The organism is Fluviicola chungangensis, assembly GCF_007558725.1.
Taxonomy (GTDB): Bacteria; Bacteroidota; Bacteroidia; order Flavobacteriales_D; family Crocinitomicaceae; genus Fluviicola; species Fluviicola chungangensis.
On sequence record NZ_VLPL01000002.1, the window covers coordinates 369,357 to 387,927 of the forward strand.

7 protein-coding genes are annotated in these 18,571 nt (G+C 41.8%); all 7 read left to right on the plus strand.

Annotated elements, in window-relative coordinates; genetic code table 11:
* Window positions 1-3: 3 nt before the first annotated feature.
* The 7 genes from FO442_RS05235 to FO442_RS05270 all read left to right on the plus strand — a co-directional run bounded on the left by FO442_RS05235 (window position 4) and on the right by FO442_RS05270 (window position 18,558).
* Entirely contained in the window at window positions 4-12,951 is a 12,948-nt protein-coding gene (locus tag FO442_RS05235) for a LamG-like jellyroll fold domain-containing protein (protein WP_144332101.1), read from the plus strand.
* Window positions 12,952-12,955: 4 nt separating this feature from the next.
* Complete coding sequence (locus FO442_RS05240; RefSeq protein WP_144332102.1) at window positions 12,956-13,381, plus strand: DUF5958 family protein; 426 nt, start codon at window positions 12,956-12,958, stop codon at window positions 13,379-13,381.
* Between the two features lie 237 nt (window positions 13,382-13,618).
* The gene (locus FO442_RS05245; RefSeq protein WP_144332103.1) at window positions 13,619-14,335 is read left to right on the plus strand and encodes an IS1 family transposase; all 717 of its coding nucleotides are present in this window, start codon (window positions 13,619-13,621) and stop codon (window positions 14,333-14,335) included.
* A 12-nt stretch (window positions 14,336-14,347) separates the two neighbouring features.
* Window positions 14,348-15,541 carry an RHS repeat-associated core domain-containing protein gene (locus FO442_RS05250; protein ID WP_186279922.1) on the plus strand — a complete coding sequence of 398 codons (1,194 nt, stop codon included), beginning with the start codon at window positions 14,348-14,350 and terminating at the stop codon, window positions 15,539-15,541.
* On the plus strand, window positions 15,541-16,200 hold the full coding sequence (locus FO442_RS05255) for a hypothetical protein (protein ID WP_144332105.1): 660 nt from the start codon (window positions 15,541-15,543) through the stop codon (window positions 16,198-16,200). Before FO442_RS05250 ends, FO442_RS05255 begins: the two co-directional genes overlap by 1 nt.
* A 719-nt stretch (window positions 16,201-16,919) precedes the next feature.
* Complete coding sequence (locus FO442_RS05265; protein ID WP_144332106.1) at window positions 16,920-17,513, plus strand: hypothetical protein; 594 nt, start codon at window positions 16,920-16,922, stop codon at window positions 17,511-17,513.
* A 127-nt stretch (window positions 17,514-17,640) separates the two neighbouring features.
* The gene (locus FO442_RS05270; protein WP_144332107.1) at window positions 17,641-18,558 is read left to right on the plus strand and encodes a YihY/virulence factor BrkB family protein; all 918 of its coding nucleotides are present in this window, start codon (window positions 17,641-17,643) and stop codon (window positions 18,556-18,558) included.
* Window positions 18,559-18,571 lie beyond the last annotated feature (13 nt).

Here is an 18,571-nt window from a genome sequence, read left to right on the forward strand (position 1 = left end):
ACTATGTCACAAAGAATCCTATTCGTCTTTTTATGTATGATACTAACAGCGGGCAAACTACACGCTGTTGTTCAGCCATATTCGCAAGGGGTATTGATGACCCCAACTATCAGCTCACCCCCAATTGTGAAGAACGATCCGAGCAGTTTTATAACCAGTTATTTAACTCCGACCGGGATATCGTTAACACCATACGATCTTTCGAGAAAAGCGATGCTTACTTTTGGTGTGAATCATCATTATGAAACGTATTTCGACGAAGCAACGATTGAAATCACACTGGACATTGATCTCTATCTGAATGGTTCATTGGTTACACCCTTGTCAGGAGTCATCATGGAGATCAAGAACCAGTCGACAGGAACGCTTACTTTTGGAGATAAGCAGATTCTGACTTATGATGGTTACGATAAAATTGAAGCAAGCATCACAGAGATCAAAGTCAACGGGGTCGCACAAAACAATTTACCGGCCAATTTATTTTTACAGGCCGATGTATTTGTGGATCGAATATATGAGTTTGCTTCCCAGACATCTATTGTACCTGTTTTTCCGGGTGATGCCTTAGCAGAAGATTTGGATTGTGACGAAATCCCAGACCAATTGCTGATTTCCTGGGATGAAATAGAAGGAGCGGAAGAATACCAATTGGAATGGTTCCACATCAATGACATTGACATAGCTTCCACTACAGATTTGGATATTAATTTTAAGACGAATTCCACACGGATTACCACTAAATACACTTATTATGATTTGTCACTGATATTTGATCAGGGATATATTTGTTACCGGGTGCGGGGAGTTGGCCGTTCGGCTGATCCATTAACTGCGGATCGACTTTTATTCACCAATTGGAGTACACCTGACGGAGAAATGACGGTTGATGATTTGCCTGCATATAGTAGTTTTTATGTGGATGATGAGCTTGCGTTTGATATTCACAAGAACTGGCAATACAGCTCTACTTATGCGGAAGAAGGCAAAAGGAAGGAAGTCATTTCATTTTTTGACGGATCTTTGAGAAACCGGCAGATGGTGACCAAGATCAATTCAAAATACAACCATAACAACAACGCCATTGTAGGAGAAACGATCTATGATTACCAGGGAAGACCGGCAATCCAGGTTTTACCTGTTCCGGTAAAATCTCCGGAAGAATGTGAAATCCCGAATGTACAATCTACCCTGAGATATTACCCGGATTTCAATTTGAATGATGAGGGGACTCCGGCAGCATACAGCAAAGACGATTTTGACAAAGATAATACGGCTCCGGAATCAGCATGCAGTACCATTTTACGTGGAATGAGCGATATTGACGGAGCTTCCAGGTATTATTCTACCGCAAATAATGATTTGGCGGGCAGCCAGGCATTTATTCCGGATGCTCAGAATTTTCCTTTCAGCCAAGTGGAATATACACCCGACAATACCGGTCGAATCAGAAGACAAGGCGGTGTAGGAGAGGAGTTCCAATTGGGAAGTGATCACGAAACCAAGTATTTCTACGGGCATCCTTTGCAAGATCAATTGGATCGGTTGTTCGGCTCCGAAGTGGGTGATGCCGCACATTACCAGAAGAACATGGTGGTGGATCCGAATGGACAAGTGAGTGTATCTTATTTAGACCAGGAAGGAAGAGTGATTGCAACTTCGCTTGCAGGAGAAGTTCCTACAACAATGATGGATCTTCCTTCAGCTTCTGGAGGAACAACAGCGCTTTCATCTGATTTGTTTGCAACTGATGAAAATGGAAATACCACATCCACAGCAAACAAATTAAGTATTAACGGCCGCTCAAAATTGTTTAACCAGGTCGTCACGATTTCATCCGAAACGGATCTAACCATTCACTATGGATTGGAGATTGATGCATTTGAAGATGAATGTTTGGCCGAGAACATTTGTTTCAGCTGTGTATACGACCTGGAAATAGAAGTGCGAAACCAGTGTGGAGAACTCCTTAGTCCATCGGAATACTCCAATAAGAAAACAGGACGTTTCGAGTTAGTTGGAAGCACTGTTGTTTTCAAAACGGATTGTGAAGATTTTGAGGCTGATGAAATTAGTTTTACAATTTCGCACGATCTTATTCCGGTTGGAACTTACCAGATTACTAAGAAGTTAACCGTAAACGAAGAAGCGATCCAGGCATATCTGGATATGTACCTGAATCCGACAGTTAATACTTGTAGAACAACACTTGATGAGTTCGTAGAGATCGAGGAAGAGAATTCAGATATTGATGATTGCAGCGATGATTTCAGTTGTGATGAATGTGTTACAAACTTGGGAACTCTTCTTGCTTATATCGAAGCAGGAGGAACAGAAGACGAGTATTATGCAGAATTGGAAGTATGTAAAGCACCTTGCAAATCCGATTCCTATTACGAAATTATGCGTGAAGTATTGAAGGCTGACGTGATGCCGGGAGGTCAATACGGGGAATACACCAACAACCAGGGAGTAGTTTCACCGGGAAGTTACCAGTTGTCTGTTTTTAATACGGGGAATCAATTACCAATTGCAAATGCCGACTGGAAACATCCGAAATACGATGTGGAAGCAAGCATTCAGGATTTCTATTTTGATGAAGATGGTACAACCAGATCACGCATTTACCTGGAAGACGTGGTGATCAACGGTAGTAATCAGATCACCAGTTCAGATCCTCTGATGGATGATGCAACTGCAGATATCGGAACTCAGGCATTTTATGACGCAGCTACCAACAACTATTATACATATCCACAGAATTTATTGAAACTTGAGGATTTCATCACTTATTACGGGCAAAATCCCTATTGGGCAAATTCATTGGTAGTTTACCATCCGGAATACCCGATCCTGAAAATTTACAGAACCTATTATGAGCCGGTCAATCCCGGAGATGCCTATACTTCGGAATCCTACGATGCAAAATTGATGAGTGTCAATACTTGGGAAGGTGCTATGACAGCAGGATTAATTAATTCCGGGTATACGGGACTTCCGGTAAATGACCGATTCAATTATCCTTTGGCGGTAAGTATGACAAATCCATGGGATCCATATGGTACTTATGTAGATCATGTGAGGTTGCAAAATAAAGTGTATGCATACATGACAATCGGATCCACGACCTATTCCATGATGGAAATAGCCGCTATGATGACGCGTTGTCAAACGGCAACAGTTGGAAATGCACCGGAACCTGAGTGTACACTTTGGGGAGCTGATATTCCGGGATATACGACTATTCAAAACGAACAGACAAGAGATGCGGAATGGTTGATTTTCCGTGGAATGTATATTGCCGCAAAACAAGAATTGCAGCACGAAAGAGCAATTTACTTAAGTATTAATGATGCCAACTATTATGGATATAATGGTTGCATCGGGAATGATAATTTCCATCCTTTTGATAACGGATTTTTGCATCCGTACCCGTCACCTCCATGGATCAACGGAGAATTTTTCAACACTGATCAGCCATGTTACATATTAACAATGGCGCTTTATCAAAATAAAGATGTGCGTTTCGGAAGTGCTTATGATTATGTTAATAATGATCCGGCAAATGTGGCTTATCAACAATACCTGATGACCGGTAAATGCCCGATTGCATCTTCGTTCGAACAGTTATTGGCACAAGTTGCCGATATGGATTTACTGGACTCTCCGGGTTTCGCAATGGATGTACTTCCTTCCCTAAGCGGACTGGTAATGACCATGAATAACTTTGCTGCACCGATTTCGCCGATTCCTTCGTTTATGTGGGTGCCAACTACCATCGGTCCATACATGTTGGAAATTGCATGGGAAGAGGGTGGACTTCCTGTTGAAACATTTAGTTTGCAAAAAGCGACTACTTCTTTTGACTGGGGGGATATTATTTCATTCAATAACATCTTATATACCAGTCATGTAGGGTCCTTATATGAATTTACCATTAAGGCCTTGGTGAATGTTGGCGGAGTCGTTGAAGTACACAATCTAACGGGGAGCACTACATTACAGGTTGGTGGATGCAGCTTTGTAGAAACTTGTGAATTGAACGAATTGGGTAAAGATTTGGAATTGATGATGCAAGTTTTAACTACTGCAAATGAATTCGCAAGTACATCTCCGGTAAGCCTTACGTCAGCGCCTTATGATGATTTCCTCACGACAGCGATATCTTACACGGTTTCACCAACACCTTCAGTACCTAAGTGGACTCATTCGCTGGCTATTCCCGGGTTCGAGATCGCAGATGGGTCTGATGTATTGAAAATAACAATTAATGACTTCACACCTTCTACCTTCTCTCTTGCGGCATTGAATACGGTTGCCTCTATTTCAGAGGTCAGAGCGGGCTATAATAATACCTTTGAAATTGTATGTTTGGATGGATCCGGAAATCACCTGGTAACTTTGCAGTGTGATTTGATTCGAAACAACGTAACACCTATTTCTATGGGAGAATGCGACCTTCCTACTCCGATACAATGTGAGGGGCCTGAATTTGCTAATTTCCGGGACTTGGAAGAAGTGCTTAAATCTGTGTTAACCACCCAAGATGCTCCGTTTAATTTGGTAACTACCGGTTTGTGGACTTCAAACTTGAACAGTTCAGTACCTGCCGGTACTACAAGCATTTCAGGAACAATTACATCAAACCTGGACGGAGATCAGTTCCTGACCTTTGATATGCCGAACGGCTGCGACCTTGTCTTGACTTACGATCACTCCCAGGGAACTGGTTTTGATTTCGATGCAATTACTTCTGTGGATGCTATGGATTTGGTGGATCCTGTCAATAATTATAATTCTTATTATGACTTTGAATTACAAGTGAGTTACTTGGATGGTGGAGTTACTGAAACCGCTATTTTGACCGGAACTTCCTGCTTCAAGCTGATGAAGTGTACAGATTGTAATGATTACGTAAGCAGTGATCCAAGTGTAACACCAATCACTTTTGGAAGTAACTTCCCTTCAGACAATGGGCCAATTCCAACTTTGGACGAGGAACCGGAAAATACGGAAATCCTTTGCCAGGATTTATACGAAGATTATGTAACGGCATATCAAAATTTTATAGCTGTACAGATAGTTACTCCTACGTGCCCTAATTATGACGCAAACTACCCAATGTTAACCTACCAGGAATTTTTGGATCACAATTATTGCTGTTTACCGGGAAGTAATAACATGTTAAACTTTGTAGTTGCAATTCGAAATTTTGTAGGTTCAGGATATACTACTTGTCCACCGAATACGGTTTATGGTGAAGGTACATCATGTAATACCAGGTATAATTGCCCGGATATTTGGGCGCAATATGAACTTACGGTTACGGCATTTAATGAATCCCATTGGGCAGGAAATAATCATGTGGATTTCGGAGATTCGGTTATGTTGAAAGAAGATTCGGAAAACTCTGAGTTGTATTGTGATTGCGTGGCGGAATATTCATTGTATTTACTCGAATATATTACCGCTGCACTAGATGAACAGCTTCCTGCCCCGATGTCGTCGGTTGAGTTCTGTGCTTCGCAGCCGATCAGAGAACCGAAATCTGATTGTGAAGCCAGGTACCTGGAATACGTAGATTTCATGACATCCTATAACGAAGTGATGAGCAATACGCACGGTGATGAATTAGGTATCGTTGAGTCTGATACATATACGGAAAATAATCTGTGTTACTGCCTTGATGAATATCTTTCCCTACTAAATATGAACCTGGATGGGCTGATTGCAGATCCAAATTTCTCCGACCTGGGTAAATTCTGTTCAGGAAGAACAGTAAGTACTCCATGTTTACTGGATACTGCAACCACGAATTTTGAAACGTTCGAATTCACTTACGATGATCCTTGCCAGGAGTTCTATCAAAGTAATATTGATATCAATGCACAAATGGCTTACGAACAACACACACAGCAGCTTCAGAGCGAGTTTATTGACCGCTATATCAAGCATTGTATGAGCGCTGTGGAGTATATGAATATGGGATACGAGGAATTGGAACATCACTTTACACTTTACTATTACGATCAGGCTGGAAACCTGGTAAAGACCGTTCCTCCTGAAGGAGTTTCCTTCATAGATCTTTCTGTTTCAGGAGTAAAAACAGCCATTGCGAATGATCGTAAGTTTGGAACCCATAAAATAACTACAGATCACCATTTGGAGACGACTTATCTCTATAATTCACTAAACCAATTGGTCTCGCAACGCATGCCTGACCAGGATGCCATGCAAATTCTTGAACCGGTCATGCCAAATGGTTTACCGGTTGGATTCATTACGACCGGAATTCAGATGATAAGCAGCAACCAGGGATATGCTACCGGATATATGACTGTAAGCGGCATTCCGACGGGAACCAGGGGTTACTTGTTTAAAACCATGAATGGCGGACAAAACTGGACCCGGGTAAATAACACACTTGCAGCGAATTTCAAGGAAGTGAAAATGGTGAGTGCAACCCAAGGATTTGCCATTGGGCAGCAAGGGTTGTTCTTTGTAACCAATGATGGTGCAGTATCCTGGGATTTGGTAAGTACGTATGGCTTGACCACTCCGATTACTGCTGATTTTGTAGCGATGGATGTAAAATCCGGTTATCTTTACCTATTGACCAAAACCGGAGATCTTTACAAATATCAAATTGGTGCCGGGTATTCCACAGTAATTGCTCTACAAGTGGCTGCACCAACCAACCCAAGCGGGTACACCGTAGTAGAATTCAAGGACTTTATTCTTCCTACAACCATACTGGCCAATAATTCAGGAATTATCTACGTTGCAACAGTAACAAACGGCGAAACCTACGATGCGATATTACTCAGAAATACTACCGCGTCTTACACTGTAGAAAATGTCCGGGTTGCACACCTGGAAACGGCTTCGTTTTACAATGGAACAGATGGAGTTGTTGCAGGGGTTGATGGGAACATCTCGAAACTAAACGGCCCCGCGGGAAATTATGTACAGTCTTTACACACTTCGGATGCAGCAGGAACGATTGCACAGTTAGTGATGCTGGATGCAAACCGTGGTGTGGCACGAATTATTGAAAATGGTGTGGGAATCATTCGCACCACCACTGATGGCGGAACCACTTGGGAACAACTGGAAACCGGGTTCCCGGATGCAAACCTGAGCCTAAATAAACGGACTTCTACTACCATTGAAGTATTGATCCAGGGATTTGAACTGGTGGGAAGTGTTACAAATGCGTATTCGAAAACGGTTCTGATGAATACTGCGAATGTAATTTCGGTATTGGATCAAACACCGAATCTGCAACAAGATCTGGAACTGAAGGTCATAACGACTTATGTGGATGGAAGTAATACCTATTACTTCGGGATTAGTTCTGACAATAAACTATACCGATCCAACGGATTTACAACCATTGGATCAACAGTAAATTATGTCGAAATAACCAATGCGGCAACACTTCCGGTCGGTATTGTTCCGAAACAAATTGTTTGCGTAAAGAACGGAAGCGGAATTTCAGTCTATATTTTGTCCACAACCGGGACGGTTTACCGGACCGCTTCCACAGCTGTTACAAATGATGCCGGGTATACTACTTTATTCACAGGAGCTAATATGTCGACAGCTACTTCTGTCAGAGCAATCGATCAATTGGTAATTGGCGGATCCAATTACCTGATCGCCTACAATTTAAGTGACAATTCACTGTATCATGCTTTATCATCCGGAAGCTCATTTACTGTATTTACCACGAGTTTGTCTTTAGGAACTTCAGCTATCAGCAATCTGGCAGTTCATGGAAACCAGGTGACGTTGATCGGGACAAATGGAGGAATTTTTACTTGCGGTGCTATTTCATCTACCGGAACGAGCCTCACGTTTACAGCACGTGAGAGTCATCGGTTACCAAAATTAACAGGAGCTAAGCTATTGACAGCTGAAATGGCTCTTTATGGAGAGAATGGCTTGGTGCTGACTCGTGCTATTTCTTCGTCGGCAACGACCTGCGTGGTGAAACCACTTGGAACGGTCAACCAGATTAATAGTATTTCCGAATTTACCGAAAGTAGTGTCACGTATTATGTATTTGCCGGAGGGAATGGATACCTGAAGGGATTCAATTCCTCCTCCTGGGCGGCACAACCGGAGTATTATACTTCTACGGGGGCCTTGATCTCGGATCACAGCAATAATATTGCACTGACAGACATTGCCATGTCTGGAACTGCCGCTTACGTAGTTGGTGAGCAGGGAAGAGTGTATTACACCCCGAATATCACCACGGATCATTTTATGCCTGCAGCTGCAACCATTACTGCAACCAACCTGCGTTCGGTTTCGATCAACAATGCGGCTAACAGGTGTGTGGTAGCAGGAGAGAATACCTACATGGCTCGCTTTGTATCCAATTTGGGAACAACCCAAAACCAGATCTTTGGCCCGGCATACCGCGACGTACATTTTGCCGATGCACAAACTGGAACCATTATCGGAGATCATTACCTGGTGCGATCAACAACTACCTCAGATGCTTCCTGGAAAGTTTGCCTGCCTGCTTCTATAGCGCCAGCAGACATGAATAACCTACGAAAGGTCTGGACGATTAAAACAACAGGGGCCAATCCATATATGCTCATCGGTGGTGTCAATTACTTTGCCCAAGTCAGTGATCAGGTTATTACAGTGGAATCTTCTTTCTCTGGAACAGTTACGGATATCCAGTTCGAAGCATCCAGCCCATATGCAGGATATTATTCAGTGGGTACCGGTCTTCACCATCTTTCTGTAACCATGGGAACTTATCCGTATAGCTACAGTTCATTAACAACGGCATTTGCGAATGCACCGCTTGCTATCAATGCAATCCATGTGTTTGATAACGATGGGATTGCCATAGCTGCGATCAACGGAATTTCTTATTACTATCGCCCGAGTACGAATGCGATCACGTCTTTATATACTACAGGCGGATCTCCGGCAAATACGTGCAGGGATATTTACTTCCACGATCATGTTTCAGGAGTAATTGTTGGAAATAACGGGGCGCTTTCAATCATTACGGCTTCTATTGATCCGTTGTCCAAGGAGATCGTTTCATCCACAGGGCAGGGCGGAATATTAACAGATCCAACAGGAACTGCAAATACCAATTACGATATTACCTGCATTGCTTTCGGAAGCAGGAATACGGCTGTTTATGGAGGATCTTATACTTCCGGAAGTGGTTTAATTACTACCGCTCCGGCCATGGTGCGTTACCTGAAGGTCGAATCCGGGTTGTATTCTTCCCGTTTCTTCTACGACCGACTTGGCCGGATAGTGGTGAGCCAGAATTCCCGCCAGTTGGGAGATCCGTCAATTATGGATGACAACGAGTATTCGTATACCCTCTACGATCCTTTGGGGCGGGTAAACGAAGCGGGTGGAAAGTTTGAGAACTTTACATCCAATAACTTCCAGAATATCTTCGGGGCCTATGTAGGAGGAAGTTTTGTTCCCACTGTGGTGAATGATCAAAAAATGGCCGATTGGCTGGCAGAAGATACTTACAAGCGCTTCGAGGTAACCAAAAGCTATTACGACAATACCAATGTGGATATCAGCATGGAAGTAACTGAGCTGGCTTCTTTGAATACGGCCACCCAACGCAAACGAATTGTACACGTAACCTATTCGGATACTTACTCGGAAGATGCGAACGAATATGATCATGCCACGCATTACGACTACGACATTCACGGTAATGTGAAAACGCTTTACCAGGATAACCGCAGGATCAAGGATATTGTTGGTGTGAGCCAGCACCGCTTAAAAAAGATGGATTACGTCTACGACCTGATCTCCGGGAACGTGCACCGGGTGGATTACCAGACCGGGATGATCGACCAGTGGCATCATGCTTACGAGTATGATGCGGACAATCGCATTGTAAATGCATACACAACAAAATCCACTCCTTTAACAAGTACGCTGTCTTCTTCTGCTTCCCTGCAGAACGAACCCGGTATAAATCCGCAGTGGGAAAAGGAAGTGGAATACAACTACTACCAGCATGGTCCGCTTGCCCGCACTGTATTAGGCGAACAACAGGTACAGGGATTGGATTATGTATATACCCTCCAGGGCTGGATCAAAGCAGTAAACTCGAATACCCTGGATGCAACACGTGATCCGGGGGAAGACGGTGGTTTTGCAAATCACGTTGTGCCAAAGGATGCGTACGGGTACAGCTTGCATTATTTTGAAGGTGATTATACAGGTGCCGGTGGAAACAATGCCTTTGCGGCTGATCAAAGCAGTAGTGATCTCGTGGCCGGTTCGGAGGACTTGTATAACGGGAACATTGGCCGCATGGTCACCACGATCACGCATCCGGACACGCGCGTGGTATTGCCGCTAGGAAATGCTTACCGCTACGACCAGTTGAACCGTTTGCGCGAAGCCACCAGTTTCAATAACCTGGACTTGGGAACCAATAGCTGGTCTTCGGGTGGATTCGTTATGTACCGGAATTCCTTTGAATACGATGCGAACGGGAACATTACTTACCAGCGCCGGCAGGATGAAGCTGGGAATGACATTGATATGCTGACATACAATTACCACAAAGACGGTCTGAATCAGGTGCTTAGTAACCGCTTGTACAGTGTTACCGAAGACGGATCTATTTCATCCGGAACTTATTCCGATGATATTGATGACATGTTGCCGTTTGATGCCAGTGATGCCGGGATTAATGTGAACAACAATTACCAGTATGACAAGGAAGGGCGTTTGATCGTGGACATTCAGGAAGAGCTCTACATTACCTGGCGTTTGAGCGGTAAACCATGGATTATTTACAATACTACCGGTTCACCGACAAAAAAATCCGTATCTTTCGATTACGATGCCATGGGGCACCGCATTGCTAAACACATTTACGCATCGGATTTGGGATACCAGTTAATAAAATCGATCTATTATATATTGGACGCACAGGGTAATGTGATGTCTGTGTATGAGCATGAGATTTCGGATGCGCAAGAAACAGTGAGCTACAACCAAACCGAGAAACACATCTACGGTTCTTCCCGGTTAGGCATGCATTCGGAAGAAGTTCCCGTATTGGCATCCCAGTATACTACCTACGACATGGGTGATGTGACGCACCGGATCGGTTACCGCAATTACGAACTCACCAACCATTTGGGGAATGTATTGAGCGTGGTCAGTGACCGGATTGTTTTGGAAGAAGACCCTGGAGCACCGGCACCTGAAAACTCGGTCTATTTTGATGGAGTAAATGACTACGGGGTGACATCCGGCTTTGCTGCGGGTCTTAGTACGGCGCTAAGTATGGAATGCTGGGTGAAGACTACAACCTCGGGGAGTACCCAGATTTTGGGCGCTTATTATAACGGTGGAGCAGGAATAGATAAGGGGGCGGTATTGATTTTGACAAGTGCAGGTAAAGTTTCCATTGACGGACGAAACGGAACGGGTGTATACCGTAGTTCCGGTGTAAGTTCCGCTTCTGTGAACGACGGCAACTGGCATCACGTTGCAGGAACGATTTCAGGAGGGAACTGGAAAATCTATGTAGACGGGGTATTGGAAAACAGTGCTACTGTTACATCGGGAACCTTCTCCGGGATGAATGAACCGTTCTATTTGGGACGCAGTATGTATGGGTCATATTTCCAAGGGAACCTGCGGGAAATGAGTTTGTGGAACTACGAGAAAACAAGTACCCAGGTCGCTTCCGATATGAGCACCATTTTTACAGGCAGTGAAACGGGCTTGGTAGGTTACTGGCCAATGACCAATGCTTCTGTACCCGGGAATGATGTGAGTACAGCGAATCACGACGCGACTATGAGTGGAGGAGCAACTCCGGCAACAGACCCCGTTCCGGTAATCTTCCTGGCAGACATCCGCCAAAGCACAGACTACTCACCGTTTGGGGTGCAACTGCATAACCGGGATTTGGAATTGACACCCGCCTCAGGCTCGATTACCCCATATCGTTACGGGTTCCAAAACCAGGAAATGGATGATGAGATTAAAGGGGCTGGAAACTCACTGAATTACGAGTTCCGTATGCACGATCCGCGAATTGGAAGATTCTTTGCAATTGATCCGTTGGCAAGTAAATATCCGCATAATTCGGTTTATGCATTTAGTGAAAACGTAGTTATTGACCACGTAGAATTAGAAGGTTTGGAGAAAGCAAAACCATTTAATCCGGCAACTGGCAAAGGAGGGGAAGCAGATTTAAACCCACCTTCACAAGGTACAACAATGACCGGAAGCAATCAAGGAACTGTTATGTTGGCTAATCATAAAAAGATTGCAAAATCTACTATCCAACCTGCAAGTAAGCTGCCACCTACTCAACCTTCTGATAATTTGGTAAAGAAACCAGCTCCGGGACTTCCGCCGAAACAGGATGTAATTCCATATGGAGAACCTGTTCCTCTTCCTTTGGGAAAAGCCGAAGGAATGAAAAGATTAGAAGGCTGGGATAGATTAGAAGGAGCTTTGATGGGTAGTGATGGTTATAGGCAGAAAACAATTTTTTATGAAAATTCTGATGGAAGTGTTAGTGATGTAACCTATCCAGTAGATATAGATGGAAATTATGCTATTCCTCCTGTAACAGGGACACCACCAAACATTGGCATGGGGGCTATCGGTGCGATTGGAAAAGCAAAGGGTATTTTAACTGCGGACGAATTACTTAGAATAGAAAATGCGGCAACTAGAATCAATCAACCGATTACAGTAGTGGGAAGTCGAGCGAGTGGAACAGCTGGTGCTTATTCTGATTGGGATTATGTTATCCCTGGTCTTAATAGTAGAAATTGGAGTAAAATTAAAAACTCGTTACCTGGATCCAGTTCTGTATTGAATAATACTCCAAGAAATATTGATGTTTTTAAAGGGACAGTTAACACGAACTTACCACATATAACTATTCATCCCAGATAAAAACATGAATTTAGAAGAAGAAATATTAATTAATAAGTATGGACAAGGATTACTTAACAGTACTGAACTGTTAAGTAATTTTAATACACTCGATTTAAAAAAAAAACGTTTGTTTTTATCTGATATGACGTTTTTGATAATGCAATCAAAACCTAATTATGATGATATTGAAACTATAATTTCAGAATCTAAACTTAAGCCAACATACACCCCATGTATTCTCTTAAAGAAAGGAATTGAATATCACAATTTAAACAAGATTATTGAATTACCAGAAAATGAATTAGATAAGGTTTTTTTATTGTTTTTAAGTGCTTTTAAGATTCCATATCAAAGGAAATTCAATGAAGAGAAAGAAGACAGTAACAAATGGTGGTATTGGGATTTATCTGATGAGAAAAAAGTAACTGAAATAAGAAAAAAACATTAAACACTTTAGTTTAGAAGCCCTTCGAAAAATTCGGAGGGCTTTCTTTTTGGTTCAAAACCGTTGTTCCTATCCGTTAAATCCAAAAAAGTTATTAACAATCAATTAATTCGCTACAAGCCTTTATTGGTAATGTTTCAGGTGTGTTGGTGAACTAGTTTGATGCTGAAAATGAGCTGAATAACTTTTTAATCAGCAATACGTTTAGGGGATGGTTAAACATCCCCTAACTATTTTCAGATGCTTAGAAACGAAAAAAGAGCCATTATTTCAACCACGTGTTTCAGAGGTGTTGGTGAATTGATGTCTTGTACTGATTGCTCCAATAAATTGATCAAATACGGTAAAACCAAAAATGGAAAACAGCGATATTATTGTTGTCATTGCTTAAAATCTCAGGTTCTCAAACCTTGTAAACCAGGATATGGAAATAAATTCAATAAACAAATTGTTCAATTCACCAAGGAAGGTCTCGGAATCAGAAGTACAGCAAGGATTTTAGAAATTGCTCCTTCCACCGTTATCCGGAAAATTTTGGCGATTGCGGATGGAATTGTACCATCCCGCATTTTAAATGGATTGCGGATTCAAGTTGATGAAATGCATACATTTATTCAGAATAAGAAAAGAGAAATTTACATCATTTATTCCTGGGACCAGGAATTGAAAAGAGCATTGAGTTTAGCGGTTGGAACAAGATCTAAAGCGAATTTGAGAAGAGTCATTAATCCGTTGTTGAATTCGGAGATTGAGTCGATAAATACAGATCGGTATTCCGGATATCGAGGAGTTGTTCCGAAGAAATTTCATACAACGTTTAAACGTAGAAACAACGGAATAGAACGGCAAAACCTAAATTTGAGAACTCACCTCAAAAGACTCAGTCGACGGACCATATGCTTCTCGAAATCCAAAGAAATGTTGGAAGCGGTTTTAAAGATTTATTTTTGGGTTTGAATGCTCATTTATGTGAAACAGGATGTTTTTTTGATAATTTTAGAAATAGAACAAAGCCCGAACGGGACCAGCAGCTGGAGTACGATGATCAATATTTTGAGTACGAACGGAACAAATACGCAAACCTTTACACCCACACAGCCTTATGTGCGGGTGAAGTTCCTGAGCGGTAATGCATACTCCCTGGCAGATTTGAGCCTGGTGAGTGTGGATGTGGATACGAGTTATTCGTTGATTGCGCGTAGCGGTTATCGCTATGGGTTCAACTCAATGGAAAAGGACGACGAACTGAAAGGTGAAGGAAATAGCTATGATTTTGGGGCTAGATTGTATGATCCAAGAGTTGGAAGGTGGTTGAGTATAGATCCGCAAACCTCTAAACAACCTTCGTTTAGCCCTTATAAAGCATTTTTGAATAGTCCAATCATCTTTAAAGATCCCGATGGTGAAGATGAATATTTAGTTATTATTATCAAGAATGAAAAGACGGGTGCACAACTGAGACTGGCTGTACCTGAACCAATTTCAAATAAACTTAGAGCCGGTAATATACGTGAAGCAGGAAACTCGACCAGTATATATGAAACGCAAAATTATTATGACTATAAAACCGTATTTACGATAACAATTGGGGCAGATGGAAAAACTTCTGAGGATATTAAGCAATATACGCTGACAAATTCTAAACGATATACAAAAACCATGTTTTCATCAATAGTAAGTGGTGTAAGAACCGGAGCTATAGTCGATCCAGACGGATGGGATTTAGAACAGGCTGGCGGGTTTTATATGACAGGTGAGAATGGACAGGGAACAAAGTATCATTCAAAAAATGCCGATTATGTTGGCAATATAGATCAGTTACTCTCTATTTTGTCGAATTATAAAAAATCACCTGAATTTAAAATCAGCGGAACATTAACTAAAGATGACCCTAATGGACTTTGGCTAATGATTGGACAATTGACTAAATCAATGACAAAACAAGGCGAGATAATAGATAAAGGTATGGAGATTGTTGATGAAGTTAAAGGAAATGGAGGGGGTGATGATTCATCTTCTGGAGATTCAACAGAAGTTCATGTATCTAAGACTGGAGCTGTCAAAAAACCAGGAATTTACACCTACAAACAAAGTAATTCATCCATAAAAGCGGGAGAAACTCCAAACAAAAGTAATTCACGATTAATTAAAAGTCCTCAATAATGAAAGTAATTAAGATTTTTCTATTATTGTTTATACCTCTTCAATACATTTCTTGTAGTGATGGCAGGGGTGTGAGTAAGCTTAAATCTAAATTTGAACACAATGGTATAAAGATAAACGTTGATTCCCTCTATTACAGAAGCGAGTCGATATTAGATTATCAATTTGAATTGAATTATAAGTCCAACGAGATTTCTTATAAACGTTATTTTAAAATGAAAGAAGATGGTCCTTTACTTGACGAATGGATCGATTTCGATAGCTTGAACCGATTAATAAATATTCATACTGCGATGATCAATTGTTCTTCGCTTTGTTACGATTCAATTAACATTAATGGTAATTTGTTTTCAACCCTGCAATTTGACGATGCTTATTGTTTGATAGCATTTAATGAAGAAGTAGTCGATATTTTTAAGTTGGATAGTAAACTTAGGTTCAATAAAACCTATAATAAGAATATATGGAAAGGAAGTAATGGTCTTGATATCGAAATTTTCACAATTAGAAATAACGAAAAAGATTCCAGTTTTTCTTCATTATCAATTTTTAAATCATACAAAAAGGTTAATTGTAAACTCCGTGAGACCAAGTTAAATAAACGCAATATGTTTGATGATGAAAAATTCAATTACATGAAAACTCAATACAAATATTAGTAGAATTATAATTCAACAAATTGGTAATGTTCCAGACTTGTTGATGGCGTGTTGTTTGGTAGTGTTCCAGTTTGTCACCTATTGCAAAATGAAATTTCTAATAGCTTGATTTTTTAGGGGTAGATATTAAAATGTTGATCATTTTTTGGACGAAAGGTTACCTGACAAGGTAACTTTTCGTCTTTTATAACAACCTTAAATGCAGCAACTACGTTATAGCTATATCAAAATGTCACCTAAATATGCTTTGCCGTTTTTGCAATAACTCCTGTATCAGGAAAGGATGGAGTAAGAATACTCAAAAATATCGTTGTAAGACCTGTCTCAAATATCAGCGAAAACAATATGTGTATCAATCCTGTCTGATTACACCTCAACAAATTTTGAAACTAACAAAAGAAAGTTGCGGAATTCGAAGTATAGGAAGAATTCTAAATATCTCACCAACAACCGTAATCAGTCGGATTTTAAAAATTGCAGCAGAAGTTCAACGACCTTCTCCTATTTTATTCGGACAAGCCTACCAGGTAGATGAACTGTTCACTTATATTGGCAACAAGCATAATCGGGTTTGCGTGCTAATTCCACATCCGGTGCTTACCCGTAGCCTTTGAGAACCGCACTCAAAACTAAAAAACTTACATCTTTCCCACGTATGCAACCCATTATTTGGTACTTACAACTAAATGGCCTAACTTATTAGTAGAAAACCAAATGATATGAACTTACGAGTGATCAGTTGGGTACTTTGCCTGGTGACAATGGATTCCTTTTCACAAGGATATTCGGGAAATTTCGAAGTTCCCCATCAAAACAGGACCTATCATTTCACCCTGCAGGACGGTGAACTGAAAAACCCGGTGTATACTATTCTCGACGACACCGAGTATATCTACAGCATGTACCTGGCTGATTCGATTGTGCTTTCCGGGATCGATTCCCTCACAGCCGTTCAGCAAAAAGACAGTTTGCTGAAAGAATTCCTCAGCCATTTTATAGGGACCTATGCAGAATACAACAAGAAAGGCAGGATGATAGCAGCAAGCTATTACCCAGTGTTGACCGATTTGGATGATGCCTCCTATCAGTCGTCGGTGGACCAACGCATGAACTTTTACCCGAATGGACAACCTTATGCTCAGTTTTACCAGAAAAACGGCAGGCCCGCCCGCAGCATTGTGTATTTTACCAGGGACGGGGAAATAGAAGAGATCACCGACCTCTCACAATACAAGGCAGGTGAAGAAGTGGTGATCCGGAATCCCTATGATTTCCGGAAACGAAAAGAAACCATCAAAATAGTGATCGAATGACCCGGCCGGCGCGACCTTTTGAAATCATTTCCGGGCTGAAAAACTTACATTTTTCCCACATCCGGCCCCGGATTTTTGGATTTCCCCCGCGATTGCCTTAAATTATTGATGATTAAAACACGATGGAATGACGGGAAAGAAAAGAACACTTCTCAAAAATCTGTATGCCATTACCAAAGCAACTGTTAAAAACTGGTGGAAAGCAGATCCCTTTCGTCAAAGTGCCGTTGTAGCGTATTATGCGGTCTTTTCTATCCCTGCCTTACTGGTCATTGTGATCGCTGTAGCCGGATTGGTTTTCGGGGAAGATGCCGTTCGCGGAGAAGTATCCGAGCAGATCAAAGGTGCGCTTGGAAACGAGACCGCCAAATCCATTGAAAACATCATTGCCAACGTTTCAGCACAAAAAAGCTCCGTTATAGCCACCATTATCGGTATTGCAACCCTCATAATCGGTTCTACCGGTGTTTTTACCGAATTACAGATCTCCCTGAACCAGATTTGGGGTGTACAGGTCGTTGTCAAAAAGAAATGGCTTAAAACCATCAAAAGCCGCTTATTTTCCTTCGGGTTGGTTTTATCGCTTGGGTTTTTAATGCTCGTTTCCCTGTTGCTCACCACGGGCCTGGAAGCCTTAAGCGAAATGATCAGGGACCGTTTTCCCGATTTTGTACCCTTTTTGCTGAAGGTTGCAGGTTTTGTACTTTCATTTGGGGTAATCACCGTGCTTTTTGCCTTGATGTTCAAAGTATTGCCTGACGCAAAGATCAAATTACGGGATGTTTGGATCGGTGCAATGGTCACAACTTTGCTTTTTATCCTGGGGAAATTTGGTTTGGGAATTTATTTCGCAAAAGCAAGCCCGGGTTCCGCTTACGGTGCCGCAGGATCGATTATTTTGGTTATGCTGTGGGTTTCGTATTCCTGTATGATCCTGTTCCTGGGGGCGGAGTTTACCAAGCAGTATGCCACCTTCCACGGTCACGAAATCCAGCCCACATCCGAATCGCGGATAATGGAGCAGCCCAACCCGAAACGACTCTAACAGGTCCGGTTTC